This is a genomic window from Bacillus xiamenensis, from assembly GCF_001857925.1.
In the GTDB taxonomy this organism is placed as follows: Bacteria; Bacillota; Bacilli; order Bacillales; family Bacillaceae; genus Bacillus; species Bacillus xiamenensis.
Genome location: NZ_CP017786.1, coordinates 3,059,362 through 3,086,188, shown reverse-complemented (window position 1 = coordinate 3,086,188; position 26,827 = coordinate 3,059,362). Strand labels below are relative to the sequence as shown.

28 protein-coding genes and 1 other annotated feature are annotated in these 26,827 nt (G+C 42.0%); of the genes, 3 read left to right on the top strand and 25 right to left on the bottom strand.

Translation table 11 applies throughout. The features are described from left to right. The first annotated feature begins 127 nt into the window (after positions 1-127). Together vrrA and BK049_RS15695 are read left to right on the top strand one after the other, a co-directional pair. Entirely contained in the window at positions 128-844 is a 717-nt protein-coding gene (vrrA, locus tag BK049_RS15700; RefSeq protein WP_071168918.1) for a VrrA/YqfQ family protein, read from the top strand. Between the two features lie 157 nt (positions 845-1,001). Next, entirely contained in the window at positions 1,002-1,946 is a 945-nt protein-coding gene (locus BK049_RS15695) for a 4-hydroxy-3-methylbut-2-enyl diphosphate reductase (RefSeq protein WP_071168917.1), read from the top strand. 37 nt (positions 1,947-1,983) lie between these two features. On the opposite strand, the gene BK049_RS15690 is transcribed toward BK049_RS15695, so the two are convergent. The 25 genes from BK049_RS15690 to rpsU form a co-directional block, all read right to left on the bottom strand. Continuing rightward, positions 1,984-3,105 (bottom strand): Nif3-like dinuclear metal center hexameric protein, encoded by a 1,122-nt coding sequence (locus tag BK049_RS15690; RefSeq protein WP_008356282.1) that lies wholly within the window; start codon positions 3,103-3,105, stop codon positions 1,984-1,986. Next, positions 3,098-3,814 carry a tRNA (adenine(22)-N(1))-methyltransferase gene (locus tag BK049_RS15685; RefSeq protein ID WP_071168916.1) on the bottom strand — a complete coding sequence of 239 codons (717 nt, stop codon included), beginning with the start codon at positions 3,812-3,814 and terminating at the stop codon, positions 3,098-3,100. The genes BK049_RS15690 and BK049_RS15685 overlap by 8 nt, the downstream gene beginning before the upstream one ends. Positions 3,815-3,934: 120 nt before the next feature. After that, on the bottom strand, positions 3,935-4,294 hold the full coding sequence (gene cccA, locus BK049_RS15680) for a cytochrome c550 (RefSeq protein ID WP_008356279.1): 360 nt from the start codon (positions 4,292-4,294) through the stop codon (positions 3,935-3,937). A gap of 303 nt (positions 4,295-4,597) precedes the next feature. Then, a complete protein-coding gene (gene rpoD, locus BK049_RS15675; protein ID WP_008342392.1) occupies positions 4,598-5,719 on the bottom strand; it encodes an RNA polymerase sigma factor RpoD in 1,122 nt (373 codons plus the stop codon). 202 nt (positions 5,720-5,921) lie between these two features. Next, positions 5,922-7,751, bottom strand: coding sequence for a DNA primase (dnaG, locus tag BK049_RS15670; RefSeq protein ID WP_008356277.1), 1,830 nt, complete (start codon positions 7,749-7,751; stop codon positions 5,922-5,924). 33 nt (positions 7,752-7,784) lie between these two features. After that, positions 7,785-8,285 (bottom strand): YaiI/YqxD family protein, encoded by a 501-nt coding sequence (locus tag BK049_RS15665; protein WP_008356275.1) that lies wholly within the window; start codon positions 8,283-8,285, stop codon positions 7,785-7,787. A 261-nt stretch (positions 8,286-8,546) separates the two neighbouring features. After that, positions 8,547-9,368 (bottom strand): pyruvate, water dikinase regulatory protein, encoded by an 822-nt coding sequence (locus tag BK049_RS15660; protein ID WP_008342399.1) that lies wholly within the window; start codon positions 9,366-9,368, stop codon positions 8,547-8,549. A gap of 25 nt (positions 9,369-9,393) precedes the next feature. After that, a complete protein-coding gene (gene ccpN / locus BK049_RS15655; RefSeq protein ID WP_024423017.1) occupies positions 9,394-10,032 on the bottom strand; it encodes a transcriptional regulator CcpN in 639 nt (212 codons plus the stop codon). Between the two features lie 165 nt (positions 10,033-10,197). Then, complete coding sequence (glyS, locus tag BK049_RS15650) at positions 10,198-12,243, bottom strand: glycine--tRNA ligase subunit beta (RefSeq protein WP_071168914.1); 2,046 nt, start codon at positions 12,241-12,243, stop codon at positions 10,198-10,200. After that, positions 12,236-13,123, bottom strand: a complete 888-nt coding sequence (gene glyQ / locus BK049_RS15645; RefSeq protein ID WP_003217487.1) for a glycine--tRNA ligase subunit alpha — start codon at positions 13,121-13,123, stop codon at positions 12,236-12,238. Before glyQ ends, glyS begins: the two co-directional genes overlap by 8 nt. A gap of 113 nt (positions 13,124-13,236) precedes the next feature. Continuing rightward, positions 13,237-13,414 (bottom strand) — a binding site (T-box leader). 39 nt (positions 13,415-13,453) lie between these two features. After that, positions 13,454-14,224: a DNA repair protein RecO gene (gene recO, locus BK049_RS15640; protein WP_008356268.1), complete on the bottom strand. Its 771-nt coding sequence runs from the start codon at positions 14,222-14,224 to the stop codon at positions 13,454-13,456. A 35-nt stretch (positions 14,225-14,259) separates the two neighbouring features. Continuing rightward, complete coding sequence (locus BK049_RS15635; RefSeq protein WP_008356266.1) at positions 14,260-14,406, bottom strand: YqzL family protein; 147 nt, start codon at positions 14,404-14,406, stop codon at positions 14,260-14,262. Between the two features lie 147 nt (positions 14,407-14,553). Continuing rightward, positions 14,554-15,459 (bottom strand): GTPase Era, encoded by a 906-nt coding sequence (gene era / locus BK049_RS15630; protein ID WP_007501305.1) that lies wholly within the window; start codon positions 15,457-15,459, stop codon positions 14,554-14,556. Then, positions 15,452-15,850 carry a cytidine deaminase gene (locus BK049_RS15625; protein WP_008356263.1) on the bottom strand — a complete coding sequence of 133 codons (399 nt, stop codon included), beginning with the start codon at positions 15,848-15,850 and terminating at the stop codon, positions 15,452-15,454. Before BK049_RS15625 ends, era begins: the two co-directional genes overlap by 8 nt. 112 nt (positions 15,851-15,962) lie before the next feature. Beyond that, positions 15,963-16,349, bottom strand: a complete 387-nt coding sequence (locus BK049_RS15620) for a diacylglycerol kinase family protein (RefSeq protein ID WP_071168913.1) — start codon at positions 16,347-16,349, stop codon at positions 15,963-15,965. Further along, positions 16,327-16,806 (bottom strand): rRNA maturation RNase YbeY, encoded by a 480-nt coding sequence (gene ybeY / locus BK049_RS15615; RefSeq protein ID WP_008356260.1) that lies wholly within the window; start codon positions 16,804-16,806, stop codon positions 16,327-16,329. Before ybeY ends, BK049_RS15620 begins: the two co-directional genes overlap by 23 nt. Continuing rightward, a complete protein-coding gene (locus BK049_RS15610; RefSeq protein WP_406566827.1) occupies positions 16,807-18,921 on the bottom strand; it encodes an HD family phosphohydrolase in 2,115 nt (704 codons plus the stop codon). A 114-nt stretch (positions 18,922-19,035) separates the two neighbouring features. Next, the gene (locus BK049_RS15605) at positions 19,036-19,995 is read right to left on the bottom strand and encodes a PhoH family protein (RefSeq protein WP_008356254.1); all 960 of its coding nucleotides are present in this window, start codon (positions 19,993-19,995) and stop codon (positions 19,036-19,038) included. Positions 19,996-19,998: 3 nt separating this feature from the next. Next, on the bottom strand, positions 19,999-21,189 hold the full coding sequence (gene yqfD / locus BK049_RS15600) for a sporulation protein YqfD (RefSeq protein ID WP_071168912.1): 1,191 nt from the start codon (positions 21,187-21,189) through the stop codon (positions 19,999-20,001). Positions 21,190-21,207: 18 nt separating this feature from the next. Then, complete coding sequence (gene yqfC / locus BK049_RS15595; RefSeq protein ID WP_008356251.1) at positions 21,208-21,489, bottom strand: sporulation protein YqfC; 282 nt, start codon at positions 21,487-21,489, stop codon at positions 21,208-21,210. 577 nt (positions 21,490-22,066) lie between these two features. Beyond that, positions 22,067-22,564, bottom strand: coding sequence for a hypothetical protein (locus tag BK049_RS15590; protein ID WP_071168911.1), 498 nt, complete (start codon positions 22,562-22,564; stop codon positions 22,067-22,069). Between the two features lie 31 nt (positions 22,565-22,595). Then, positions 22,596-23,588, bottom strand: coding sequence for a flotillin-like protein FloA (floA, locus tag BK049_RS15585; RefSeq protein WP_007501317.1), 993 nt, complete (start codon positions 23,586-23,588; stop codon positions 22,596-22,598). Positions 23,589-23,615: 27 nt separating this feature from the next. Further along, positions 23,616-24,929 carry an NfeD family protein gene (locus BK049_RS15580; RefSeq protein ID WP_071168910.1) on the bottom strand — a complete coding sequence of 438 codons (1,314 nt, stop codon included), beginning with the start codon at positions 24,927-24,929 and terminating at the stop codon, positions 23,616-23,618. Positions 24,930-25,070: 141 nt separating this feature from the next. Then, a complete protein-coding gene (locus BK049_RS15575) occupies positions 25,071-25,520 on the bottom strand; it encodes a GatB/YqeY domain-containing protein (protein ID WP_071168909.1) in 450 nt (149 codons plus the stop codon). Between the two features lie 14 nt (positions 25,521-25,534). Further along, positions 25,535-25,708 (bottom strand): 30S ribosomal protein S21, encoded by a 174-nt coding sequence (gene rpsU, locus BK049_RS15570; RefSeq protein WP_003152957.1) that lies wholly within the window; start codon positions 25,706-25,708, stop codon positions 25,535-25,537. Between the two features lie 181 nt (positions 25,709-25,889). Between rpsU and BK049_RS15565 the strand changes: the two genes are divergently transcribed. Next, on the top strand, positions 25,890-26,819 hold the full coding sequence (locus BK049_RS15565) for a Na/Pi symporter (protein WP_008356241.1): 930 nt from the start codon (positions 25,890-25,892) through the stop codon (positions 26,817-26,819). Positions 26,820-26,827: the final 8 nt, after the last annotated feature.

The window sequence follows — 26,827 nt, the reverse complement described above, 5'->3', positions numbered from 1 at the left end:
TGCTCATCTCCTCATTATAGCTGATTTTCAGCAAAAAAACCATGTCCGCTTTTCTTACAGGAAACCAATTGATGCTTCCTTGCATAACCTATGAAGAGAAAGAGAATGCAGTAAGGGAGGTACAAGTATGTTAGGGCAAAGGCCTATGGGCGATTTTCAGCCGCATCGTCCCTCACGCCGGCACCTTGGAAATGGCGGACAGCCCGGGATATTTCAAAGGAGACAGCAGGCTCCTATCGAACAGCCTTTTCAAGGGCAGGGAAATCAATTTCAACAAATGATGCCTCGCTCTCCGTCTGTACAGGGCGGCGGTTTGCGCGGGATGGGCGGGATTCCAGGAGGCGAAAGCCGCGCACTTGGCGGCGGAGCGGGAATTAAGGGCATGCTCGCAAAATTTCTGCCTGGAGCTGGAGGTGCAGGGATCTCTGGAGGTGGTGCGGGATTACAAGGAATCCAGAGCTTCACAAATCCTGCGACCCTCTCAAGTATGTTAGGAAATGTACAAAAAGTACTCGGTATGGCGCAGCAGTTCACGCCAATGATTCAGCAATACGGCCCTTTAGTTAGAAATCTGCCTGCCATGATTAAGCTCTACAGCCAGCTCGGCAGCGCGGATGATGATGAGACGAATGACAATGATTCAAATGCAGAACCAAAAGAAATTGGAGAAGAACTAGACGTGCAGCATAAAGAAACAGCAGAGGTCAATGAAATAGATGATATAAAAGAAGAAGAAGAAGAGCCAGAGGACATTCTTGTCAAAGAGACAGCTTCACACTCACCTGCCCCTGTCATCAAACCGAAAAAAAGAGTGGGCAGTTCAGTACCAAAACTATATGTCTAGCGGTCTTTTAAAGGTGAAGTGTTGAACGTGTATAACAATCTTTGATATATGCGCTTACTTTGGCTATAATGGAAGAAAGAGAATGATCAAAAGCCGTTTTTTACGGCTTTTTATATTGTTCTTCTCTAGCAGCACTTCCCTACAGGAGGACGAATAGATGAATGTAATTAAAATATCGCCGCGTGGCTATTGCTATGGCGTTGTAGATGCAATGGTCATTGCTAAAAATGCCGCACTTGATAAAAACTTGCCACGCCCAATTTATATATTAGGTATGATTGTGCACAACAAACATGTCACAGATGCCTTCGAACAAGATGGGATCTACACATTAGACGGACCAAACCGTCTGGACATTTTAAAGCAGGTTGAAAGCGGAACAGTCATTTTCACCGCTCATGGCGTATCCCCTGAGGTTCGTCAAATCGCAGAAGAAAAAGGCCTTGTTACCATTGATGCGACCTGTCCAGATGTTACGAAAACACACGAACTTATTTCAGAAAAAACAGCTGATGGTTATGACATTATTTATATCGGGAAAAAGGGTCACCCCGAGCCTGAAGGAGCTGTCGGTGTCGCCCCTGACCGAGTCCACCTTGTTGAAACAGAAGCCGACATCGAAGCGCTCGATTTAACGTCAGATAAACTGCTTATCACCAATCAGACAACAATGTCTCAGTGGGACGTCCATGATTTGATGGAGCTGATTAAGGAAAAATATCCTCATGTCGAGTACCATCAAGAAATTTGCCTTGCAACACAGGTACGTCAGGAAGCTGTTTCACAGCAAGCCGGTCAAGCCGATCTCACCATTGTGGTAGGCGACCCAAAAAGTAACAACTCAAATCGTCTGGCTCAAGTGTCAATGGAGATTGCAGGAACGCAGGCTTACCGTATTGGTGACCTAAGTGAACTGAAGCTTGAATGGCTAAAAGGCGTAAAAACCGTTGCCGTTACGGCTGGTGCTTCCACACCGACACCTATTACAAAAGAAGTCATCCGCTTTTTAGAAAACTATGAACCGGATGATGAATCGACTTGGAAGATCGAACATGCTGTTCCTCTTTCTAAAATATTACCTCGCGTGAAAACGAAAAAATAAGAAAACGTCAGAGCTGCTATGCTCTGACGTTTTTTGTTTACACAAATTGAAATGGGTTCGTGTTCGATTCAGACACAAAGAGCTGCACATCATACTTTTGATCTGCACATAGAGATTGCAGCTTTGCCTTCACGCCCTCTTTCATGATCTTTTCTGCGTAATGACCTGGGTCCACTACATTTAGCCCGAGCATCATGGCATCGTGAGCGACATGGAAATAAAGATCTCCTGTCACATACACATCAGCACCCATTCTTTTCGCTTGATGGATGTATTTATTTCCGTCTCCTCCAAGCACAGCTACTTTTTTTACGACGGCTTCTTGATCTCCTACAAAACGAGCTCCATTCACATCTAGTTTCGTTTTCACAAATTGTGTGAAGTCTCTAAGTGTCATCGGTTCTCTTAATTCTCCAATGCGACCAAGACCTTTTTGAATAGGAGGTAGATCCGTCGTGTGTACACTGTAAGCCACTTCTTCATAAGGATGCGCTTTGATCATTTCACGAATCACTTGTTTTTCAATACTTGCAGGGAAAATGGTTTCGATTCGTACTTCTTTCACAAATTCCAGTTTACCCGTCTCACCAATAAATGGCGCAGCTTCTTCTGATGGCAGAAAACTGCCTGTCCCTTCATTTGAAAAAGCGCAATGACTGTAGTTGCCAATATGGCCAGCTCCCGCATTTCCTAAAGCCGTTCTGACGGCCTCTTCAAATTCCACTGGGACATACAAGGCTAGCTGCTTGATTGGGTCTTCATATGTTGGAACGAGCACTCGTGTGTCCCCAAGCTCTAAAGCTTCAGCAAGTAAGTCATTGACCCCTCCATCAGCCACGTCTAAATTTGTATGTGCCACATACACCGCAATATCATGTTTGATGCATTTTTCAATGATCCGTCCAGCCGGCTGATCTGTCGCCACATGCTTTAATGGACGGAAAATCGGCGGATGGTGGGCAATGATGAGATCCACATTCCGTTCAATCGCCTCATCTACCACATTTTCTAATACATCCAAGGTGATCATGACATTGGTCACTTTTTTATTCAACGTCCCAATCTGGAGCCCAATTTTATCCCCTTCCATCGCATATGCCTTTGGTGAAAATTGCTCAAATAATTGGATGATTTCATGTCCGTTCACTGTTTTAGCCAACAGTCAAAACCTCCTTTAATATCTTTATTTTCGCATTCAGCTCTTTTAGGCGCTCTTTGTTCTCTTCCGTTGGCGCGGCCTTTTGAATTTGCTTTTCTATATTCTCCATGTGCTGAAGCTCTTGCCTCCACTTGCGACAGAAGACGTCATTTTGCTTTTTGGCAAGAAATGGGCCAACTAGCATACCTGTTTCAATGGACATGCCTTCATAGGCTTTATCTTTGTCGCCTTTTTCTGCAATGATGATTTCGTATATTTTGCCATCCTCTTCTAAGATCACTTCATCCATCAGTTCATACTCCTCTTGATAGAGCCATAAACGAATATGGTGAGCGTGGATATTAGGCTGTAGAATGAGCCGTTCCTCCCCTGTGAGCTTATGCTTGCCCTCGTTTAGAATGCTTGCAATGAGTGCCCCGCCCATCCCTGCAATCGTTACAGCATTCACCTCGCCCTTTTCAATCACTTCAAGGCCATTTCCTTTTCTGACCGAAATCTGTCCATCTAATTCAAGTCTATGTACTTGCTGCTTCGCAGATTGAAGCGGTCCATCTGTAATCTCACCAGCAATGGCTTTCACGGCTTTACGATGCAAGATCGCATAGCATGGCAAATAAGCATGATCTGAGCCGATATCAGCAAAGACAGCCTCTTTTGGTAAAAAGTCTGCGACTCTTTTTAATCGTTTTGACAAATTCATTTCATTCATACATATCACTACTTTTCTTTAATGTTCATACTTGTCTATCTTATATAAATTATGGACTTTTTAAAAGTTGTTTTCAAATGAAAAAAGCTCTTCTTATGAAAAAGAGCTTTTTGCGCTTTATTATTTAATTTTGGATACCCATTCCGCCATTTCATCCAGCTTTTCATTCGGAATTAGTCCGCCTGGCATTCCGTTTCCGCCTTCTTGAATTTTCTTCTTAATGTCTGCCACTTCAAGCTTGTCGCCAACACCTGTTAATGCAGGACCGGCGCCGCCTTCATAGTTTTCCCCATGACAGCTAATACAGTTCTGCTTATACAATTCTTCCGGCGTCGCATTTGCTGTCTCTTCTTGCTGTTGCTCTTTACCCCCTGAGGCAATTTTTTCTTCATCTTTCAGCCCCTTCATTGATAAGAAAAAAGTGAGTCCAATTCCTAAAATGGCAATCAATAAGAATGGTATAAGTGGATTCCGTTTCATTTCTTTCATCCTCCCCTTTGTGAAAAACCCCTTTTGAGACTATGCAAACAATTCTAATTCTACTTTAATTTTACAAAAAGTAAACGAATTATGATATAAAACTTTGGCCAAGTTCACAGATTAGACAAAAATGAATCAAGATGAGAAATGAAGCCTTCAGCACATTTTGATGTATTTTTTATACATCTTTTCTCTAAGATCGTTGCAAATTCATTTGTTATTCAGTAAAATATAATCAGATTGAAAAAAGCGTTTTCATTTTGATGAAGAAAGAACGGATCTCTTTCAAGATCCGTCCGGTTTCTATTCTAAGAAGTCTTTTAATCGTTTACTTCTGCTAGGGTGTCTTAATTTACGAAGAGCTTTCGCTTCAATTTGTCGAATACGCTCTCTTGTTACGCCAAACACCTTTCCAACCTCTTCTAACGTGCGTGTTCTTCCGTCATCTAATCCGAAACGTAGTCTCAGCACATTTTCTTCACGGTCCGTTAGCGTATCTAATACATCTTCCAGCTGCTCTTTTAAGAGCTCATATGCAGCATGGTCAGATGGAGAAGTCGCCTCTTGGTCTTCAATAAAATCACCAAGATGCGAGTCATCTTCTTCACCAATAGGTGTTTCTAAAGATACAGGCTCTTGCGCAATTTTAAGAATTTCTCTTACTTTCTCTGGTGTTAAATCCATGTCTTCAGCAATTTCTTCTGGCGTTGGTTCTCTGCCTAGATCTTGCAGAAGCTGTCTTTGAACACGGATCAATTTATTAATGGTTTCCACCATATGAACTGGAATCCGAATCGTTCTCGCCTGATCGGCAATAGCACGTGTGATCGCCTGTCTAATCCACCAAGTCGCATATGTTGAGAATTTGTATCCTTTGCGGTAATCAAACTTCTCAACTGCCTTCATGAGACCCATGTTTCCTTCTTGAATCAAGTCAAGGAACAACATACCACGACCAACGTAGCGTTTTGCAATGCTGACAACGAGACGAAGGTTCGCTTCCGCTAATCTTCTTTTTGATTCCTCATCGCCTTCTTCGATCTTTTGAGCATACGTAATCTCTTCTTTAGCAGATAACAAATTGACGCGACCGATCTCTTTTAAGTACATACGAACAGGATCATTAATTTTGACACCTGGTGGTACGCTTAAATCGTTCAGGTCAAATTCTTCTTCTGCTTTAGCCAGCTGCTGAACATTTGGGTCTTCCGTCTCTTCGTTTTCACTGATGAGCTCGACACCCTGTTCGCCTAAGTATTCATAGTATTCATCCATTTGGTCTGATTCAATTTCAAAGCTAGACATACGCTCTGCAATTTCTTCGTATGTTAAAACGCCCCGTTTTTTACCCGTTTCAGTGAGCTTATCTCTCACCTGTTCAAAGGTTAATTCAGTTTCGGTTTCGTGGGCTTGTTTATCAGCCATTATGGATCCCTCCTTCCAAAGCTTGCAACGAATTCTAAAGTAACTTGCGATTTGCTTCCGCTCTGCTTTTCTCTCTCTATCAAACAGAATGAGCAAATAGGAATAAAATAAATAATGATGAAGGCAAGATGCTTGCGGTCTTATGCTCCTCCCATAAAGGATTCATTGCCAGCCGTAAGTCTTGTCATAAATAGTAGACGTATTACTTCAGCGAACGGTTCAACTGAATAATTTCTTTTGCAAGTGTTGCCGCTTTGAAGAAATCTTTTTGCCTCTCCGCCTCTGCACGTTCTAGTTCTTTTTCCTTTATCATTGACAAATTCCGATGATTCAACACTTTTTTAACATAATCACTTAATTCAGCTTCACTTAGTTCGTCTCCAACTTGAATCATCAATATATCCGTCAGAAGCTGATTCATCACATCATCTTCAATACGGTTCATCAGGTGCTGCGGAGTCGGTTCTTTGCCTTCTTCATACAACGCATAAATGTACGTTGCCAGCGCCCTGTGGGAATCTATATTAAATTCAATCCCTACCCGATCAAGCACTTTGCGAATCACATCATCGCTTTTTAACATATGTGCTAGCAGCATTCTCTCTGCGTTTTCATATGCCGGCCTTAGACGCTTTCTTCTCACCTGTGTTGAAAGGTGTGCGCGCCTTTTCTCAAGCCCGTTTTCTGCTTGCGAGCTCTTGGCTTCTTGCCGCTGCTGCTTTTCAAACAGCTCCAATTGTTCCCTTAATGAGTCAAGTGAGATGGAGAACTCTCCAGCAAGCTGTTTCATGTAAATCTCTTGTTCCAAGGAGCCGTTTAACCGGCTGATTTCTCGGAGAACCTGCTTCATATAAGCAAGGCGGTCTCCTTCATCCGATAAATTCTTTCCTCTTCGGAAAAAATTCATCTTAAATGTCATGAGTGTCACACTTGCATCTATGATGTCATTCCTAAATTTTTCGCCGCCATATTTACGAATATAATCATCTGGATCGAGTCCATCTGGCACCATGGCAACGCGAACTTTACATCCTCTTTTCCCAAGCAAATCTGATGCTTTCATGGTCGCTTCATATCCGGCTGTGTCAGAGTCATAGCATAGGATGATCTCTTCTACGTTCCGCCTCAGAAGCTTTACGTGCTCTTCTGTTAAAGACGTACCCATTGTTGCAACACTTTCGCCAACACCAGATGTGACGGCCGAGATGACGTCAGCAAATCCTTCGAAAAGGACGACCCGCTCGCGTTTTCTAATATGCATACGCGCGTCATGAAAGTGATAAAGCAGCTTACTTTTATGAAAAAGTGGCGTTTCAGGACTATTCATATATTTAGGCTGTTGATGACCAAGCGATCTTCCGGAAAAAGCGACGACCGTTCCATGATGATCATGAATGGGAAACATGACACGGTCTCTAAAGCGGTCAAAAAATCCTGTGCCGTTTTCACGTTGAATCAAAAGACCAGCCTTCTCCATCATCACCGGATCAAACCCTCGTTTTTCTAAAAACTTGGTCATGAAATCCCATGAGTCGAGAGCATACCCGATCTCAAACTTGGCAATTGTTTCATCGGTAAAGCCTCTGGACCGTAAATAATCGAGTGCGTTTTGACCTTCCTTTGTATTTACCAGCAAATGGTGGTAAAATTTCTTAAGAAGCGCATGGGCCTCAATCATTTTATGATCTGCTGTATCCTCTTGCTGAGAGGAACTGATCTGGGCGTTTGCTACATGATCAGGCAAATCAATATGGTACTTATCAGCAACATGTGAAACGGCTTCAATAAATGAGTAGCCTTCCATTTGTCTGAGGAACGAAAATACATTACCTCCTGCACCGCAGCCAAAACAATGGAAGATTTGCTTATCTGCTGAAACAGAGAATGATGGAGTATTTTCACCATGGAATGGACAAAGACCAAAGTAATTCCGACCTTGCTTTCTAAGCTGTACGTATTCTCCAATCACTTCGACAATGTCTGCGTTTTTTTGGATTTGCTCCAAAAGTTCATCTGGTATACGTTTGCTCATCCTAATAACACTCCGTCGTACATTATTCGCCTTTTAATTCAAAAATCCTTCATGATTCGACAGGATTTTTTGTAGTTGCGCAATAAATCGCTTTTTATCCTCTTCTAAAAGCTTTTTGGGACCTTTTCCGTATACACCATTTCTTCGCTGTTTGCTTGAAACATGCCTGCGTTCCAAATCAAAATCAATTGTTTCGTTTGTGTACATTCGTCCTCTTTCAGAGAGAACAATGACACGTCTTGGAAGCAGTAAGGAGGCAAGACCAATATCCTGGGTGACAACAATATCATGCGCGACTGCTGCGTTCGCAATGACTAAATCCGCCGCTTCCTTATGTGTATCAACAAACCGCCAATCTTCAAGTGGTGATCTTTTGGTTTGAAAATGCTCATATGAAGCAATGAAAGTCACATGTACTTGAAATAAAGATGCGACAGCAAGAATTTCGTCTTTTACAGGGCAAGCATCTGCATCGACATAAATCGTCCTCTCTTTTTTACGTTCATTCAGGTGACTAATTCTCCATCCCTCCACCTTATTCCTGCTTTAGAGAAGTAAAAAGACCCTACTTTTCCCCCATAAAGGAATCAACAGTAAAACTCATTTTGTCGAAAAGTTATGTTCAGAATCACTTGACTTCTGCCAATATTAGTTTATTCGTTCTTGACTTAACTTAAACCTAAAATCAATCATTTTATCACAATTTTTTATTATAATACAAATGCAGCAAATATGCTATTGTTTTTGCTTACCCGTTTCCCACCATAGGAAAAACCCAGGAGGAGCATCCTGAGTTTATTCGGAACCTCTTTTGGTCAGCATTTGATGAATGACATTTGCTGTTTCCTCAACTGCTTTATTCGATACATCAACAACTTGACAGTTAATGCGGTCAACCACTTTTTCAAAATACTCTAATTCTTCTTTAATCCGCTCAATGTTCGCATAAATGGCCCGATCATTTAAACCTAAAGATTTTAAACGCTCTTTCCGAATGTGATTGAGTTTGTCTGGACTAATTTTCAAGCCAATGCATTTTTTTGGATCAACTGAGAATAACTCCTCCGGCGGATCTACTTCAGGAACAATCGGAACGTTCGCTACCTTCAGCCGCTTATGCGCCAAATATTGAGAAAGCGGTGTCTTGGACGTGCGCGATACACCAATAAGGACAATATCAGCCTTTAGGATTCCTCTTGGGTCCCTGCCATCGTCATACTTTACAGCGAACTCAATGGCTTCTACCTTTTTAAAATAGTCCTCATCTAATTGACGTACACGACCCGGCTCATGTTTCGCTTCATTTCCATATGCCGTCTCCATTTTATCAATGAGTGGACCGATAATGTCATAGTAAACGACGCCATTTGCTTCGGCCTCTTCTATTAAAAATTGGCGCATTTCTGGCACAACAAGCGTAAAACAGACGATCCCATTATCTGCTTTTGCCAGTGAAATGACTTCTTTAATCGTACCGACATCCTCTACATATGGGATTCTTCTAATATTTGAATGATCTGATGAGCCGCCATCAAATTGGCTAAGTGCCGCTTTGACCACGAGCTCTGCCGTTTCTCCTACTGAATCTGATACAACAAAAATTACGCGATTACTCATAACATCCCCTCGCAGTCTTCTGTAGTTAGATAATTTCGTTCTCCGATAAGCTAACAAGTATTTTCGTCATGTTTGTTTTCGTAATCCTGCCGACAACTTCAAAGCCCTTATCCGTATCCTTTATGACAGGAAGTGCATCTATTTGCTTTTCAATCAAGTGCTTGGCCACATCCATAATGAAATCTTCCTTGCGGCAAACGGTGATGTTCGGCATTCTTGTCATAATAATGTGGACCGGTATAGATGGAAGCTCTTGTTTCCCAATACTTGCTCGAAGAAGGTCTTTCCTTGATAATACGCCTGTTAAAATAGAGTGATCGTCCACAACGAATAATGTGCCCACATCCTCTAAAAACATCGTACAAATCGCATCATAAACTGAAACATTCTCATGTATCACAACTGGAATGGATTGAAAATCTTTCACTTGGAGTTTTTTCAGCTTATCTGCTAGAAGCTGCGTGCCAGTTTTTCCTGTAAAAAAGTAGCCGACCCTTGGTCTTGCTTCTAGAAAGCCAGACATTGTTAAAATGGCCAAATCCGGTCTAAGGGTAGCCCTTGTTAAGTTCAGCCGATCGGCGATATGCTCTCCAGTGATCGGACCATTCTCTTTGACAATCTGTAAAATCTGCTCTTGCCGTTTATTTAACTCGATTGTACTCACCACCTTTAAATAGAGAGAGCGAATCTTGACTTTATGTATATCAAATTCATAACTCATCATATTATAGCGCATCTTCGTCCGAATGAAACAAAAATCCACTCAAAACCGTGAATTAAATGAGTAAAAAACGATTGCCCTTCGAAAAAGGCAACCGCTCTTAGGTATTTATTTTACAATTAAATTGTTCATGTTCGCAAATGATTGAATGACTTTTGCTAGTTTGACCATTTGCGCCAAACGATTTCGCTTCAGTTTTTCATCATCGGCGTGAACCATTGTATGATCGAAATAATCAACGATTGGTGCTTTTAATGTATCTAACGCCTCTAGCGCTAAGTTGTACTGTCCTTTTGCCATATGGTCCTTGACAGCTTTCTCCACTTGCTGATACGCCTCAAATAGCTTTTGTTCTTGTTCATTTTCAAACAGCTCAGGCTGAATCTCTGCGTCTTCCCCTTTTTTACTGATTGAAATGACGCGGCCTAATGCCTCAGCCGTTTCTTTGAAGCTTTCTTGTTTCACACGCTCTTCAAGTACAGCTGCTTTTTTCACAACCGCATAAGGCTCAATATTTTCAACATCAAGAACTGCATCGACCACATCATGACGGATATGCTCTGCTTGGAGAACATATTTCAAACGCTGCGTTAAAAATTCAATAAGGGCAGCTTCATGTTCTGTCTCTACTTGAGCCAGTGCTAAAAGTTCTTTGAATGAAATATTCCAATGGCGATCAAGCAGAATTTGGACGATACCGCTCGCTTGTCTTCTTAGTCCATAAGGATCTTGAGAACCCGTTGGAATAACATCTATTGAGAAGAATGAACAAATAGAATCTAGTTTATCCGCTACTGCGACAATTGCACCAATGAGAGTTGACGGCGCGTCGTCGCCGGCAAAACGCGGCATATAGTGTTCGTTGATACTCTTTGCCACTTCTTCATGCTCGCCAAGTGCTCTTGCATATTTCTCACCCATGATTCCTTGCAGTTCTGGGAATTCATAGACCATTTGAGTCACAAGGTCAAACTTAGAAATACTTGCTGCTCTTTTTACGCGCTTAGACGTTTCTTCATCTGCACCGACATGTTCTGCCAGGCGAACGGCAATGTCTGTCACTCTCTTCAGCTTGTCGCCAATCGTGCCAAGCTTCTCATGGAATACCACTTTATCAAGCTTTTTAATATTGTCTTCAATGACGAGCTTTTCGTCTTCTTTATAGAAAAATGCAGCATCTGATAAACGGGCACGCAGGACCTTTTCGTTTCCTCTTGCAACATTTTCAAGGGCCTCACTGTTTCCGTTTCTCACTGTAATGAAGTGCGGCAGTAATTCCCCTTGTTCATTTTTCACAGGGAAATAGCGCTGATGCTCCTTCATTGTCGTGACCAGCACTTCTTCTGGCAATGCCAGAAACTCTTCTTCAAAAGAGCCAGATAGAACGGTCGGGTATTCAACAAGGTCGTTGACTTCTTCTAAAAGCTCAGGATCAACTGGAATGACCCAGCCTTTCTCAGAAGAAAGGGCATTTAGCTGCTCCATAATTTTTTGTTTTCTTTTATCTGAATCAGCAATCACAAACTGGTCAAGTAACGTTTGCTCATAAGAAGCAGGAGAGTCGATGCTGGCTGTCGTACCAAGGAAGCGATGTCCTCTTGTCTTGCGGCCGCTTTTCACGCCTGCAATTTCGACAGGAATGACCTCTTGCCCGAATAAACAAACGAGCCATTTAATGGGACGGATATAGCGTAAATCATTGCTTCCCCATCTCATGTTCTTAGGGAAGCTCAATGAAGCAGCAATATCACCTAACGCTGGTAAAAGGTCTTTGACTTGCTTACCTTCTTGAAACTTTTGGACATGGACATAATCCACACCTTTGATTTCTTTGAAATAAAGATCAGCTGTAGATGCACCTTGTCCGCGGGCAAACCCTTCGGCCGCTTTCGTCCAATTGCCTTCAGCGTCTTGCGCAATCTTTTTAGCTGGCCCCTTCGCTTCTTCTTTGATGTCCTCTTGTTTTTCTGCGACACCTTTGACAAGAACAGCAAGACGTCTTGGTGAATTAAATAACGCCACATCTTCGAATGAAATACGCTGCGTTTCAAACCATGCTTTTACTTTTTCACCTAGCTGCTTTGTGCTTTCTGGCATGAAACGAGCCGGCATCTCTTCTAAGCCGATTTCGAGTAATACATCTTGTTTATTCATGAGAAGCCGCCTCCTCTTTTAACATAGGGAATCCAAGTTTTTCTCGTTCTTCGTAATATGTTTTGGCTACTTTTCTCGCTAACTGACGTACTCTTCCGATATAGCCTGTTCTCTCTGTTACTGAAATAGCACCTTTTGCATCAAGCAGGTTGAACGTATGGGAGCATTTGAGCACATAATCGTATGCTGGATGCACAAGCCCTTTGTCCATTTGGCTATGCGCTTCTTTTTCATACGTTGTAAATAAATCGAACAGCATATCCGTATTAGAGGTTTCAAATGTATAAACAGAATGCTCGTATTCAGCCATTAAGAATAAATCTCTTACAGTAAAACCGTCTGTCCATTCAAGGTCAAACACATTTTCTTTGTCCTGGATGTAAGAAGCAAGACGCTCAATACCGTATGTGATTTCAACGGAAACCGGCTTACATTCTAAACCACCGACTTGCTGAAAATACGTAAACTGTGTAATTTCCATGCCATCCAGCCAAACTTCCCAGCCAAGTCCTGCGCAGCCGAGAGATGGGTTTTCCCAGTTGTCTTCAACAAAACGAATATCATGTTTCAATGGGTCTATGCCAAGTGCCTTCAATGATTCAAGATACAGTTCTTGAATATTGTCAGGTGACGGCTTAATGATCACTTGAAATTGATGATGCTGATAAAGCCTGTTTGGATTTTCTCCATATCTGCCATCAGCCGGGCGTCTTGAAGGCTCTACATATGCCACCTTCCAAGGCTCTGGCCCGATGCTTCTGAGGAACGTGTATGGACTCATCGTTCCAGCACCTTTTTCTGTGTCATACGCCTGCATTAATACGCAGCCTTCATTTGACCAATGCTTTTGCAGCGTCAAAATCATGTCTTGAATATTCAATGATCGCACCTCCATCTTTTTTACACCATCCGCTATGTATGGCGGGTGGGGATTAGAACCTCTTAAGAGAACACAAAAACTCCCGTCTCTATGCTCACAAGGTTCCTTGCAAACATAGGGACGAGAGTTTTTCCCGCGGTTCCACCCTATTTGCTGGTGTCGTAGCATCCAGCCGCTTTGTTTTACGTTGCTCAAGAATGCCTTTCGTTACGTGTCCATCCTTAGCTTACACCGTCCTAAGGTCGCTTTTATGGATTATACGTAAGTACTTCTTTCTGTCAATGCAACATATTTGATCTTAGATGATCTTACAAAAAGTCATGGGAGATGTCAACTTTTGTTTTCGCCATCCATTAGCTTTCTCATGGATTCCATCTGATTCATGAATTTTTTTGATTTTAAATAAAGGCCTGAATACTCGTCATAGTAGTGATCGAGCACTTGACGTATTTCTTGTTTCGTCTGCGGTTTCACATCAACCTGACCAAGCCTTGATAAATCAAAATAATGAAACAAACGGAGGAGCCTTGCAGCTGCTGGAGATAAGGGCAGTTTATAGGGATCTTTAGAAAAGCAATGCTCACAGATGAATCCGTTATCTCTAATCGAGAAATGGAACTGCCCTTCTTTTTGACCGCAGTGTACACATTGATCAAGCTCAGGCTTCAGCCCTATCACTGATAACATTTTGACCTCTACGATAAATAAAATAATATCAGCATCTGTGCCTTCATTGAGATGGCGCAATGATTGAAGAAGGAGCTCAAACAAGTAAGGGTTGGGCTTCTTTTCATCTGTTCCTTTATCGAGTAATTCTGTCATATATGCGGCATATGCGGTCAGAAATAAATCCTCCCGGATGGCCCGCATGCTTTCGATCATTTCACCTTGCTGGAGCGTTCCAAGTCCTGTTGATGATTGGATCAGGAAGGTTCCGTATAAAAACGGCTGGCTTATGGCTGACAGGCGGCTGTTAGCTTTTTTAGCCCCCCTTGCCATCACACCAATTTTCCCATGTTCTCTAGTGAGCAGCGTGACAATTTTGTTTGTTTCGCCATAATCTGTTGTTCTAAGGACGATTCCTTCAGTTTTAATGAGCATTTGTCTACACTCCGAGCGTTGGAGGGGGTCAAGAATTATAAGATTGGAAAATCAAGTCGTGCTACTATTTCTTCTTCAAGTACATCGGGTCTTTCCAGGTTCTCCTTTTCTAACTCTTTGAAAAGCAGATACGTGTCAACGCTTCCTGTTTGTGAAAATACGTTCCATGTAAAATTCAACATAAAAACCCCACCTTTCTTTATTAGAAGCAGCAACGCTACATCCAACATATTAATTTTATCTTGACCCGGCGACCTCCATTTCATGATAAACAATTTTTACTAATCGAACTGCACCATTGTCAGATTTCCCAACAAATACAGCGATGTTTAATATTCGTCTTCTCTAAAACCAAAATCACGAAGGTGAGTGGATTTATTACGCCAGTCCTTCTGAACCTTTACCCAAAGCTCCAAGTACACTTTTGAACCTAGAAGTGCCTCAATGTCTCTGCGCGCTTTTTGTCCCACTTCTTTTAATAAACTGCCGCGTTTTCCAATGACGATCCCTTTTTGCGAATCACGTTCTACGACAATGGTCGCCGCAACATGAATCTTGCCATTTTCATCTGGCTTGATCGATTCAATCGCAACCGCAATACTGTGAGGAATTTCTTCTCTTGTTAAATGCAGCACTTTTTCACGAATTAATTCTGAAATAATAAACCGCTCTGGGTGATCTGTTACTTGATCTGCCGGATAAAATTGAGGGCCCTCTGGAAGATAACCTTCAATCTGCTGAAGGAGCGTGTCAATGTTGTTGCCTTCAAGAGCTGAAATTGGCACGATTTCCTTAAACGGGTAGCGTGTGCGGTATTCATCAATTAAAAGGAACAGTTCATCTGGGTGAATTTGATCAATTTTATTAACGACTAGAAACACCGGTGTAGATGTTTGTTTTAGTCGTTCAATGATGAATTCATCGCCTTTTCCATAGCCTTCCTGCGCGTTGATCATAAACAAGATCAGGTCGACTTCCTTCAGTGTATTTTGAGCCACCCTCATCATAAAATCACCTAGCTTATGCTTAGGTTTATGAATTCCTGGTGTATCAATAAAAATCGTTTGTGACGTGTTGGTTGTCAGGACACCTTGCACTTTGTTTCGTGTCGTTTGGGGCTTATCACTCATAATCGCAATCTTTTGTCCAATCACACGATTAAGGAAGGTTGATTTTCCTACATTTGGTCTGCCAATAATTGATACAAATCCTGATTTGAAGCTTTCGTTAGTCATTTAAATCCTCCGGTGAAAATGCGCCTGGCAATAGTTCGTTTACTGTTGTTTCGTATATATGTCCTTTTAAGTTCGTTAGAATCACTGGCATATCAGGTGCACATAGCTCTGAAATGACCTGTCTGCATGCGCCGCATGGTGAAACTGGCCGATCTGTATCAGCCACTACTGCAAGCATTTGAAAAGATGTGATGCCTTCTGAGTAGGCTTTAAAAAGTGCTGTTCTTTCCGCACAATTACACATACCATATGCCGCATTTTCAATGTTGCAACCGCCATACACTTTTCCGTCATTTGACAATAATGCTGCACCGACTTTGAATTTAGAATAGGGTACATATGCAAAATCTCTTGCTTTGATGGCTTCTGAAATCAACTCTTGTTTGTTCATTCTAGTTCCCACTTTCAGAAGAAATGGACCCCCTGTCACATTTATATTTTACATAATTCACGTGACATTTTCACGCCCATTTCTAAAAATGTTAATAAATAGTAATATTGTTCTATTGCATGATCTTCGGTAAGAAGATCATTAACCCAATCATAACCGAAATTGCGGCGTAAACGCAAACAGCGCCTGCTGCTGCGTCCTTTGCTCTCTCCGCAAGCGGATGCTTTTCTTCTGTGCAAAGATCCACTGCATGTTCAATCGCTGTATTCACAAGTTCTAGCGCAAGCATCCCTCCGCATAATAGCAGAACGATCATCCATTCGTTCGGTTCAATGTGAAACCAAAAGCCGCAAATCACCACGATGGTGGCTGCGACTGTGTGAAATCGAAAATTCCGTTCATTCAAGAAAGTTCGCCATATTCCTTTAAATGCATAATAAAAACTCCGAAAAAAACGGACAAGCAGCGTTCGCTTCTTACGATGATCTCGAAAGCCCATAATCATCCAATATTTTTGTCTGTTTGGCGAACATTTCTTTTTCTTCTTCCTCTGTCATATGATCATAACCAAGCAAATGAAGAAAACCATGAATCGTTAAAAATCCAAGCTCTCTCATAAAGGAATGTCCATATTCCTCTGCCTGCTCTTTCGTTCGATCCACACTAATGATAATGTCACCAAGTACCGGCGGGATGTCATCTGCACCAATGATTTCAATTTCCCCTTCGCCTTCTTCCTCAAGTGCAAAGGAAATCACATCCGTTGGCGCATCCTTCCCTCGGTATTCTTTGTTGATTTGATGAATCTCTTCATTCGAAACGATTGAAACTGATACTTCCGCTTGATCTTTTACCCCAAGGGCATCCGCAGCAAATTGAAGAAGTTTTTCCACTTCTTCAAGCTGCTCTTTCGTTACTTGTCCTGTTTCATCTATTAAATCGATTAACAATGTCATTTACTTCACCTTCTGCTTCGGGGCATCTGGATATTCAATCCGAGAGTGGAAAATCCCCTTTAATGTTGTACAAATCGTTTGGCTGATAATATTTAATTCTTTAAATGTCAGATCACATTCACTGAATTGTCCATCCTGCATTTTATCTGAAATAATGCCTTTGACCAGCTTTTCAATCCGCTCTGGGTTTGGATTATGCATCGAGCGAACCGCCGCTTCCACGCTGTCAGCCACAGAAATAATGGCCGCTTCTTTTGATTGCGGTTTTGGACCAGGGTAGCGAAATTCTTCTTCTGTCACCTGATCATCCCTTTCTTTTGCCTTATAGTAGAAGAACTTCAGTAGTGACTTCCCGTGATGCTGTTCTGCAATATCAATCAGTTCCTCTGGAAACTTCTTTTCCCTCAGCATCTCAGCACCATCTGTCGTATGGGCAATAATAATATTTTTACTCAGCTGAGGAGAAAGTTTATCGTGCGGATTATCAATGTTCATTTGATTTTCAATAAAGTATTGCGGTCTTTTCGTTTTTCCAATGTCATGATAATAAGCGCCGACTCTTGCTAAAAGACCGTTTGCTCCGACTGCTTCACAAGCGGCATCCGCTAAATTCGCCACCATGACACTATGATGATATGTACCTGGCGTCTCTGTTAAAATCTTTTTGAGCAGCGGATGATTCGGATTCGATAATTCAATGAGTTTCATTGTCGAAAGAATGCCAAACATGCTCTCAAAAACCGGCATTAAGCCAATGACCAAAATAGCCGATGCAAACCCTGATACAGTTGCCATCACAAGATTCACACTAATTTCAAGCCCTGATGGAGAAGAATTTTGGATCAGCATAATGGATAGAACCACCAGCACATTCACCAATGCTACCAAAAGCCCTGCCTGTAAAATTTTCGATCTCGCATTATGTTTTCTCAAAAATAAAATTCCCGCCATCCCGCTCATCAGATAATAGGCGCAGATGACATAGTTAAAGACGCCGGTTACTCCTTGATTAAACATCATACTGCCGCAAAGAGCAAATACGAGACCGGAGAAGATCGCTAGCCGCTCATTAATGAGCAGTTTGATCAGCATCGTACCTAGCGCCACTGGCACGACGTAGCCTATCGTCGTATACTTCGTTTCCTGGAAGAGGCTGAATACTTCCATGATGATTAAAATGATGGTGAAAATAAGCGAAAAAAGCAGTAACGATTTATTCTTATGGACAAGCGACTTTTTCCTCGTTTCAAGTGAGTGAGCAATCGCTGCTAAGAAGAGACCGATTAATATGATAAGACCGCTAATAGGCTTAACCAAATTGGAGCTGTTTAACAGACCAGTCAGCTCTAATTTGCGATAAACTTCACGGTCAATGAGTTCTCCTTCTTCCACTAAAATTTGCCCTTGTTTGATTTGAACCGGCTGAATGCTATCAGCTGCCTCTTGTCTTTTCTTCTCTGTTGCTACTGGGTCAAATACATAGTTAGGAATGATCGCAAATTCACCGATTTCTTTCGCCGCATTTAAATATTTTGACGGAATCGAATTATTTTCAAGCTCTGTTTTCACTTGTTTTTTCTCTTCTTGTAACTTAGCTGCCGTGATCTCTTTACTCATCAATGAATTGACCACTGTGATGATAGAATCCTTCGTAAATGAAAGGTTTTCGTCACTTGCTTGGAGCAGCGCTTTAATAGATTGATCTGAAACAGCTTCCTGCATATCGGTTGTAAGCTTTTCTTTTACACGCTTCACCATTTCTTGATCTGTCGGCGGGTTCTCTTTATCAGCAGCTGCTGCTTTCTTCTCTTCTTTAATCGCTTCAAAGAGGGATGAAATGAGGTCAACACGATTATCAGAATACGCTTTTTTGAGTGTATATTGATCTTCTACTTGATCCGTTGCTTCTTGTTTCTTTTCTTCTGTTGCTTCTTGATCATCAACGGTAGACGGAGAATAGATGGTCTGTTCGCTCACTGAAAACAAATCTAAGTCGAGCGATTCAGGCTTTACATGGAAGAAGAGCACCACAAACAGAATGGCTGCTAAACCAGCGTATAGCAGCACGTTTAAATAACGTGAGCGCTCCATTTTCTGAGGTTCTTTTTTAGACAGCAGTCTTTTGCGCTTACTGTCTTTCTGTTTCTTTCTCAAGGAAAGTACCTCCTTTTTTACTTTAAAACACGATCGAAACAAAATGACCCGATTAAGGCGATCGGGTCACTCAGTTCATTTTTGCTTTTCATATGCGCCAATGATCTTCGCCACAAGCGGGTGTCTGACCACATCTGTTTGGTCTAATTCAATGAATGAGATGCCCTTGATCTCTGCAAGCATGTCCCTTGCAGCCGCAAGGCCTGACTGGACGCCCTTTGGCAGATCAATTTGTGTAATATCTCCTGTAATGACCATTTTAGAGCCAAACCCTAATCTCGTCAAAAACATTTTCATTTGGGCTGGCGTTGTATTTTGGGCTTCATCTAAAATGACAAATGCATCATCGAGCGTCCGGCCCCTCATATAGGCGAGAGGTGCTACTTCAATGACACCGCGCTCGATTAATCGTTCCGTATGATCACTGCCAAGCACATCATGCAAAGCATCGTATAACGGTCTTAAATAAGGATCGACTTTTTCCTTTAAATCGCCTGGCAAAAAGCCAAGACTTTCTCCCGCTTCAACAGCTGGTCTTGTCAGGATAATCCGTTTCACATGACCATTTTTCAGCGCATGTACTGCGTTGACCACTGCCAAATACGTTTTACCTGTACCAGCGGGCCCAATCCCAAAGACGAGATCATCTTTTTTCATTGCCGCAGCATATTCACGCTGGCCGATCGTTTTAACTCTGATCGACTTTCCTTTGGCATTTTTCGTAATTTCATCTTCATACATATTTTCAAAATAATTGAGCTTGTCTTTTTGCGCCATTTTAATGGCATAGACGACATCCCGTTCAGAAATCTCAATGCCTTTACGGATGAGATGTAAGAGAGATGCAATCAAACGACTCGCTGTATCTCTTGATGCTTCCTGACCAGAAACATACACCTTTTCTCCACGAGTAATAATGGAGACATTCAGCTCGTTTTCCATCAGTTTCAGATAAGCATCTTGATTGCCAAATAAAGCAATGGCTTCGTTTGGGCTATCCAATTTTTGTTGAATCTCAAGTAAATGTTCTGTCATTCTCTAGTCTCCCTGAACAATAGGTGTTGGTTGAACAATATCTTCTATTACTTGGTAAAGGATGATTAACTTAACTTTACCATTCCCTGTTGTCTCGTGCAAAACTTTTTCACTTTTTACCTCACCTGTTTGACCTAGCTTCTCTTCTAATTCTTTTTTACCCATTTTAATCCCTGCTTGAACCGCTTCTTTATTTGTGTATGTTCGATTTATTTTTTCACTTTCACGTGTGATTTCCTTTTCATAGGAGAACGGCAGCTGAACATTTAAGAAATGAAGCGGATGAACTTCCGTTTCTGTTTGTGGCTGCTGAAAATCATCTTTTTTAAAGGAGAATCCCCAAAATGGGATGGAACCTCCGAATAAGGAGAGCTTGTGCTTTGTCTTCATTTTACCCGTAAAGACGTCAAAAGATGTTTGAAGAGGGACAGAAACTTCAGAACGGTACCATGTTTCACCATAGATTTTCGCTTTAGCTCCTACCTTTTTTTTCTGATCTTCACTTCCAATCAAACCAGAGACAAGCATCTGCCCTTTTTTCACATGTTCATCGACCTGGGCAAGCGGCTCGCCTTTTTCTACATACATCCTCGTGATGACTGCTTTTTTCTTGGCGACGATGTGCTGAGGACTCGTATATTTCTCCTTTTCCGGCTCATTTTTTTCGACCACTTTCATTTGAAACGTCGTTCCGTTCAATTCAACCCCGACCCATGTAATACTTTGAATGTTGGTCGTCAGTGATTTTTGTATTTTTTCAGGTGTCCCCATAAGAAACTGAAAACGTCCTTTTTGTACCCCAATTTCGTCTAGGTGCTTTCTCATTTGATGTTCTGTCTCTGGATTCGCACCTTTGATCTCAATTTTCCACACCATATTTGAAAGAGCCAATATCGTCACTAGGAAAAAAACCATCCCAAGGGTAAATCCGATATTTCTTCTCGACCATAGGAGAAGAAACGGAAACCCCTTCTTTTGATGAAATGAACATTTCACTTCATGGTGTCTGCGCACTTTTCTAAAGGCATGTACATCTGACAGGCGAATAAATAAGCGCACGCTGTCTTGACGGCGGCTCACTTGAAAAATTGTGATCCCCTGTCTCGTGCACTCATTTATGAGGCGCTCAATGCCGCTTCCTTTCATCTCCACTTCCACTCTGCCAATAAAATAGGCAAACCATTTATTCTTCACGCTTCTCCCCTCCGTCAGTTAAGAATCAATATAACGGACCTCATCGATTTTCCCTTCCAATAAGATCTCTTCTGGCAAAATCGTTTTTATCACAAAGTCTTTTCCTGAAATCATGCATTGACCTTGCTTGAGCATAAGCCTTACCTCTTGATCACTGAAAAGTAAAAGCCCTTTATGGTTCTCTATGTAAATGTGGAGTCTGCCAACCATCGTAATACGGGGTAGATCCATCATGACGTCCGGAGGGATTTCGAGTGTTCTTGTCAGCCATGCTTTAAGTCGATTTTTTCTTTTTCCCATTCAATAAGAACCCCTTCCCACCTCATGTGTATGAGATCAAACTGAAAGATGGTGAGACTGATGAGAAAGCCTCTATATCATCCTATTCCCCAGCGGTTCATATCATGCTAATGAATCCGTAAAACAGCCAGTTCATCATATCGCTTGTGAAAAATGACCATCAGGACACAAAAACCCCCCCTTTAGTGAAAGGGGGGTTACAGATTGTTGACAAAGGGCTAAAATGATCTTGATTTTAGCCCTTTGTCGTCTTTTCAGCGTGACCTGAAAACCTTTGCAGTCTAGGAAGGACGAGTACTGGCGCGGAGCGAATTTGACATTCGTGAGCACCAGCACGCAGGACTGACACCGAATGCGAGGGTTTATCTACACGCTGAAACCCCCCTTTAGTGAAAGGGGGGTTAGACTGTTGACAGAGGGCTAAAATGATCTTGATTTTAGCCCTTTGTCGTCTTTTCAGCGTGACATGAAAACCTTTGCAGTCTAGGAAGGACGAGCACCTGAGCGCGAGCCTGACAAAGAAAGCAAGGGCTTGTCTACACGCTGAAACCCCTTTAGACAAGGGGCTTTTCTTTCTTTATCTTTGATAAGGCCGTTTCATCGTTCGATGCGGCTTTTTCGCACGCGGCTCTCCAAATACTTCACCAAGGATCATCCCTTGAACTACTGTATCTTGGTTGAGCTTCTCAATGATTTTCGGCTTCACTTCAGCAGATGCTGCCTTTGGCCTTTTAAGCTGCCTTTCAAGCGATTGGAATTCTCGATTCAGCTCGCTTTTTCTTTCTTCCATTTTGGCAAGTGTATCCGTATAGCGGTCTTGTAAGGACTGTGATGTTTTTTTCTTCATCCCGCCATGATCATGTACATCGCCAAAATCGTCTAGCTGGTCCGTCACGACTGGATCTGGACTTGTTTGTTCTGCTTGTCTTTCAGGCATCGGCTTACGCTGAGGAGCAGGCTTGTTTTGCCTGCTTTTTTCCTCATTCTCCTCTTGTTTGCCGATTTTTCCAAAGACCGCAGAGATGATACCGATGATAATCGCGATTAGTAGCGGATTTTCAAATAGAATGTCCAATGGGCTCCCTCCTTAAGGCGTGAGAGGATGCTTATTTGTTTTCATTATCAGATGGACCTTTTGTCATTTTGCCAAATGAATCTCTCATATCTGTATCAGCATCGATATTTTTAATGTTCATGTAGTCCATGACACCGATATTGCCTTCACGTAGTGCTTCAGCCATTGCAAGTGGTACTTCAGCCTCTGCTTCTACTACTTTCGCGCGCATTTCTTCAACTCTCGCACGCATTTCTTGTTCTTGTGCAACAGCCATTGCACGGCGTTCTTCTGCTTTCGCCTGGGCAATGTTTTTGTCGGCTTCTGCTTGGTCTGTCTGCAGAATTGCCCCGATGTTCTTGCCGATATCCACATCTGCGATATCAATCGAGAGGATTTCAAATGCAGTACCTGAATCTAGTCCTTTACCAAGAACAGTTTGAGAAATCATATCAGGGTTTTCGAGAACCTTTTTATGATTATCTGATGAACCGATTGTAGAGACAATCCCTTCACCTACACGTGCAATAATGGTTTCTTCCCCTGCACCACCGACAAGCCTGTCAATGTTTGCACGAACTGTAATACGTGCTTTTGCTTTTACTTCAATCCCGTCCATCGCAACACCAGAGATAAATGGTGTTTCAATGACCTTAGGGTTTACACTCATTTGTACCGCTTCAAGAACATCACGGCCTGCTAGGTCGATTGCTGCACAGCGTGCAAAGTTCAACTCGATATTCGCACGTTGAGCTGCGATCAAAGCATTTACAACACGGTCAACGTTACCACCTGCAAGATAGTGGCTCTCTAACTGGTTAATCGTCGCATCAAGACCTGCTTTATGTGCCTTGATCAGCGGGTTCACCACTCGGTTTGGTATAACGCGGCGAAGTCTCATTCCTACAAGTGTAAAAATGCTTACTCTTACGCCAGCCGCTAGGGCAGAAATCCACAGCATCACCGGTACAAAGGTGAAGAAGATCGATAGAACGATCAAACCTGCTGCGATAATCACAAATAATAGTAAAGTAGATGGATCCATTTTATTCCTCCTATAAAATCAGTATATCTATACTTTCCTCACGACAATGCGTGAGCCTTCCGCTTTAATAATTTTTACTTGTTCATCCTTGTCGATAAATGCACCTTCTGACACAACATCAATGCGCTCATCACCGAGTACAATCGTACCAGATGGACGAAGTGCTGTAGCTGTCACTGCGATTTGTCCCACAAGATCTTCTCTTGTTTCATTTGAGACATAACCACTTTCTTTATTGGTTGAATCGGTTAAAATGAACTTTTTGAAAAATTTCATACGTTTCCCCAACACCTTTGTCAATAATATAACTGCTATGATTGAAACAGCAGTGGCAATCAAGATGGAAATCGCCATTTCTGTAAAGCTCCCAGCTGCTAAAAACAAGCTGACAACGACACAGATTAGTCCAATGACACCTACGATTCCCCCTGGCAAAAATAATTCCAAAATAATGAGCACAATCCCAGCTAAAAACAGGAACAACGTCTCATATCCTGCAAAACCTGCCACAAGATGACCATAAAAGAATAGAAGAAGCGCCGTGATCCCCATCGTACCTGGGACCCCAAAGCCGGGAGAATACAGCTCAACAATTAACCCTAAGCTTGCGATGGATAAAAGGATGGGAATGACGATTGGGTGCGTGAAAAAACGCGCAACCTTTTCAGCAAAGCTCACTTCATCGTATTGAACAGAAGCATCTCCTAAGTTCAGCTTCTGAAGCAAGTCATCCAGATTTTTCGCTTCACCTTCTGCATAGCCGAACTGAAGCGCTCGATCTGTATTGAAGGTGAGCAATTCTCCTTTAGGTGCACCGGCTTCTTTTGCGTCTATATCTACATCTGCCATCGCAAGAGCATATTTTGGATCACGCCCCTGCTTCTCAGCAGCATCACTCATTTCAGCAAGCCATAGAGATTCAGACTTTTGATCGGCAGCATTGCCTTCTCCATCAATGATCGCAGCAGCCCCCATCTTTCCGTTTGGGGTCATATAAATTTGATCGGCATTTAGGGCAAGGAAAGCCCCGGCTGAAAGCGCTCTATGATTGATAAACGCTGTCACTGGGATATCGGACGCACGAATGGTATCTGCGATCTCAAGAGCCGCATCAACTGCACCACCTGGCGTATTGATGTCAAGAATAATATGTTTCGCCCGCTCCGACTTTGCTTGCTCAAATGATCGTTCAATGAATTTAGAAAGTCCTTTTTCTACTGTATCTTCAATTGGGATGACATGAACTTTCTGCTCTGCTGATTTCGCGGTCAATTGAACCCCTAATAACAAGCATATTATAAAACAACTGAAGAGAGCAATAGAAATTTTTATTTTTTTCATCTATTTGGTGATCCCCCCTCTCTTTCTTCCATTTTACCGTTCCTTTACATACGTTACAAATGTATCATAGGTTTCATTTTTATATGACAGAATGATGAGGGCATAAAAAAAGTACCCTTCTAGTGTTAGAAGGATACTTTTTTATTGAGACAGCTGCTCGCTGACAAGTCTGTTAATGACAGCACCATCAGCTTTACCTTTTACCTTTGGCATAATAGCGCTCATGACTTTACCCATATCAGCTTTCGATGAAGCACCTGTTTCAGCAATTGTTTCTTTCACAACCGCCTGTAGTTCTTCTTCAGAAAGCTGTTCAGGTAAATAAACGTCTAAAATGTCAATCTCTTTTTGAACTTTATCTACTAAATCTAAGCGATTAGCTTTCGAAAATTCATGGAGGGAGTCTTTACGTTGCTTAATCTCGCGGGAAAGGACGGTTAGTTCCTCATCGCCGGTCAAACTGTCTTTCTTAAGCCTAATTGCTTCATTTTGGAGCGAAGCCTTTACCATACGAATGACAACAAGCTTGTCTTTCTCACGGTTTTTCATAAAAAGCTTCATATCAGAATTTAATTGCTCAAGAAGACTCATAAAATCCACCCTCTTTAGAATTTACGTTTTCTAGCAGCTTCAGACTTTTTCTTACGCTTTACGCTAGGCTTTTCATAAAATTCACGCTTTCTTGCTTCTTGCAATGTTCCAGTTTTGGATACACTGCGTTTAAAGCGACGAAGAGCATCTTCAAGCGATTCGTTTTTTCTAACGACCGTTTTTGACATTCTCTTTCCCTCCCTCCGAATACACCAATCGACTGCATTAAAAAAAGATATACATGCAAACATGTACCTAGACATTATAATATAAGCCTAGTGTGAGGTCAACTAAGTGATTTGGAAATATATTTTCGTCATGAGCAGGTAGACAAGTCCATATATTCATTCGTAAGAGGAGGACTTTTCTATGATGACGATCATTTATTTTTGTGCACTTATTTTCATTTTTTTATGGTCAATGGGTTTGCTAAGAAAAGGGTTAATGGCGCTCGCATCGTCCCGTATTGAGAAATCACTTCTTCTCTTTACAGATCACCCAGTGAAAGCTTTTTTGGTTAGTATTGTGTTTACAGGGGTTCTTCAAAGCAGTTCGGCGTTTATGGTGATCGTCATCGGCTTTGTGAGTACAGGCATTCTCACGTTTAAAAAATCCATTCCAATGATTCTTGGAACCAATATCGGATCAACGTTTACAACAGAGTTTATCGCCATTAAGATGGACGTGTTCATGTGGGTTTTGATTGCAGCCGGTCTTGTATGTATTATTTTTGGCCGAAGACCCTTTCAGTATGCAGGAAAAAGTCTATTTGGCCTTGGAATGATCTTCTTTTGCATTCAAGGCTTTTCAAAAATTGCAGGTATGATGACCAGCCAGCCAGAAACATTGCGTTTTCTTGAAATGATGCAGCACTCTGACTGGACAGCGCTCCTTTCTGGTACGGTGTTCACAGCCATTGTTCATTCAAGCTCGGTTTGCATTGGCATTTTGATGGGGTTTATGAATGAAGGGACTGTAGCTCTAAAGGAAGGCATCAGCTTTGTGTTAGGGTCGAATATTGGGACATGTATTACCGCTGTGATGGCTGCAATATCTGGCGGCTATGCGGCACGCCAAACTGCCTATGCCCACGTCGTGTTTAATGTGCTTGGGGTTCTATTATGTCTCCCATTTCTCGCCCTTATCACAGAGTTCGTTGCCCTTCTGGCGAGCTCTCCATCACAGCAGATTGCACACTTTAGTCTGCTGTTTAATGTCGCAAGTTCTCTCCTTTTCTTCCCGTTCATCCGTCCTTTTTACGCCCTGATTTTGTTCCTTTTGCCTGCCCGGTCAACATAAAAAAGAAA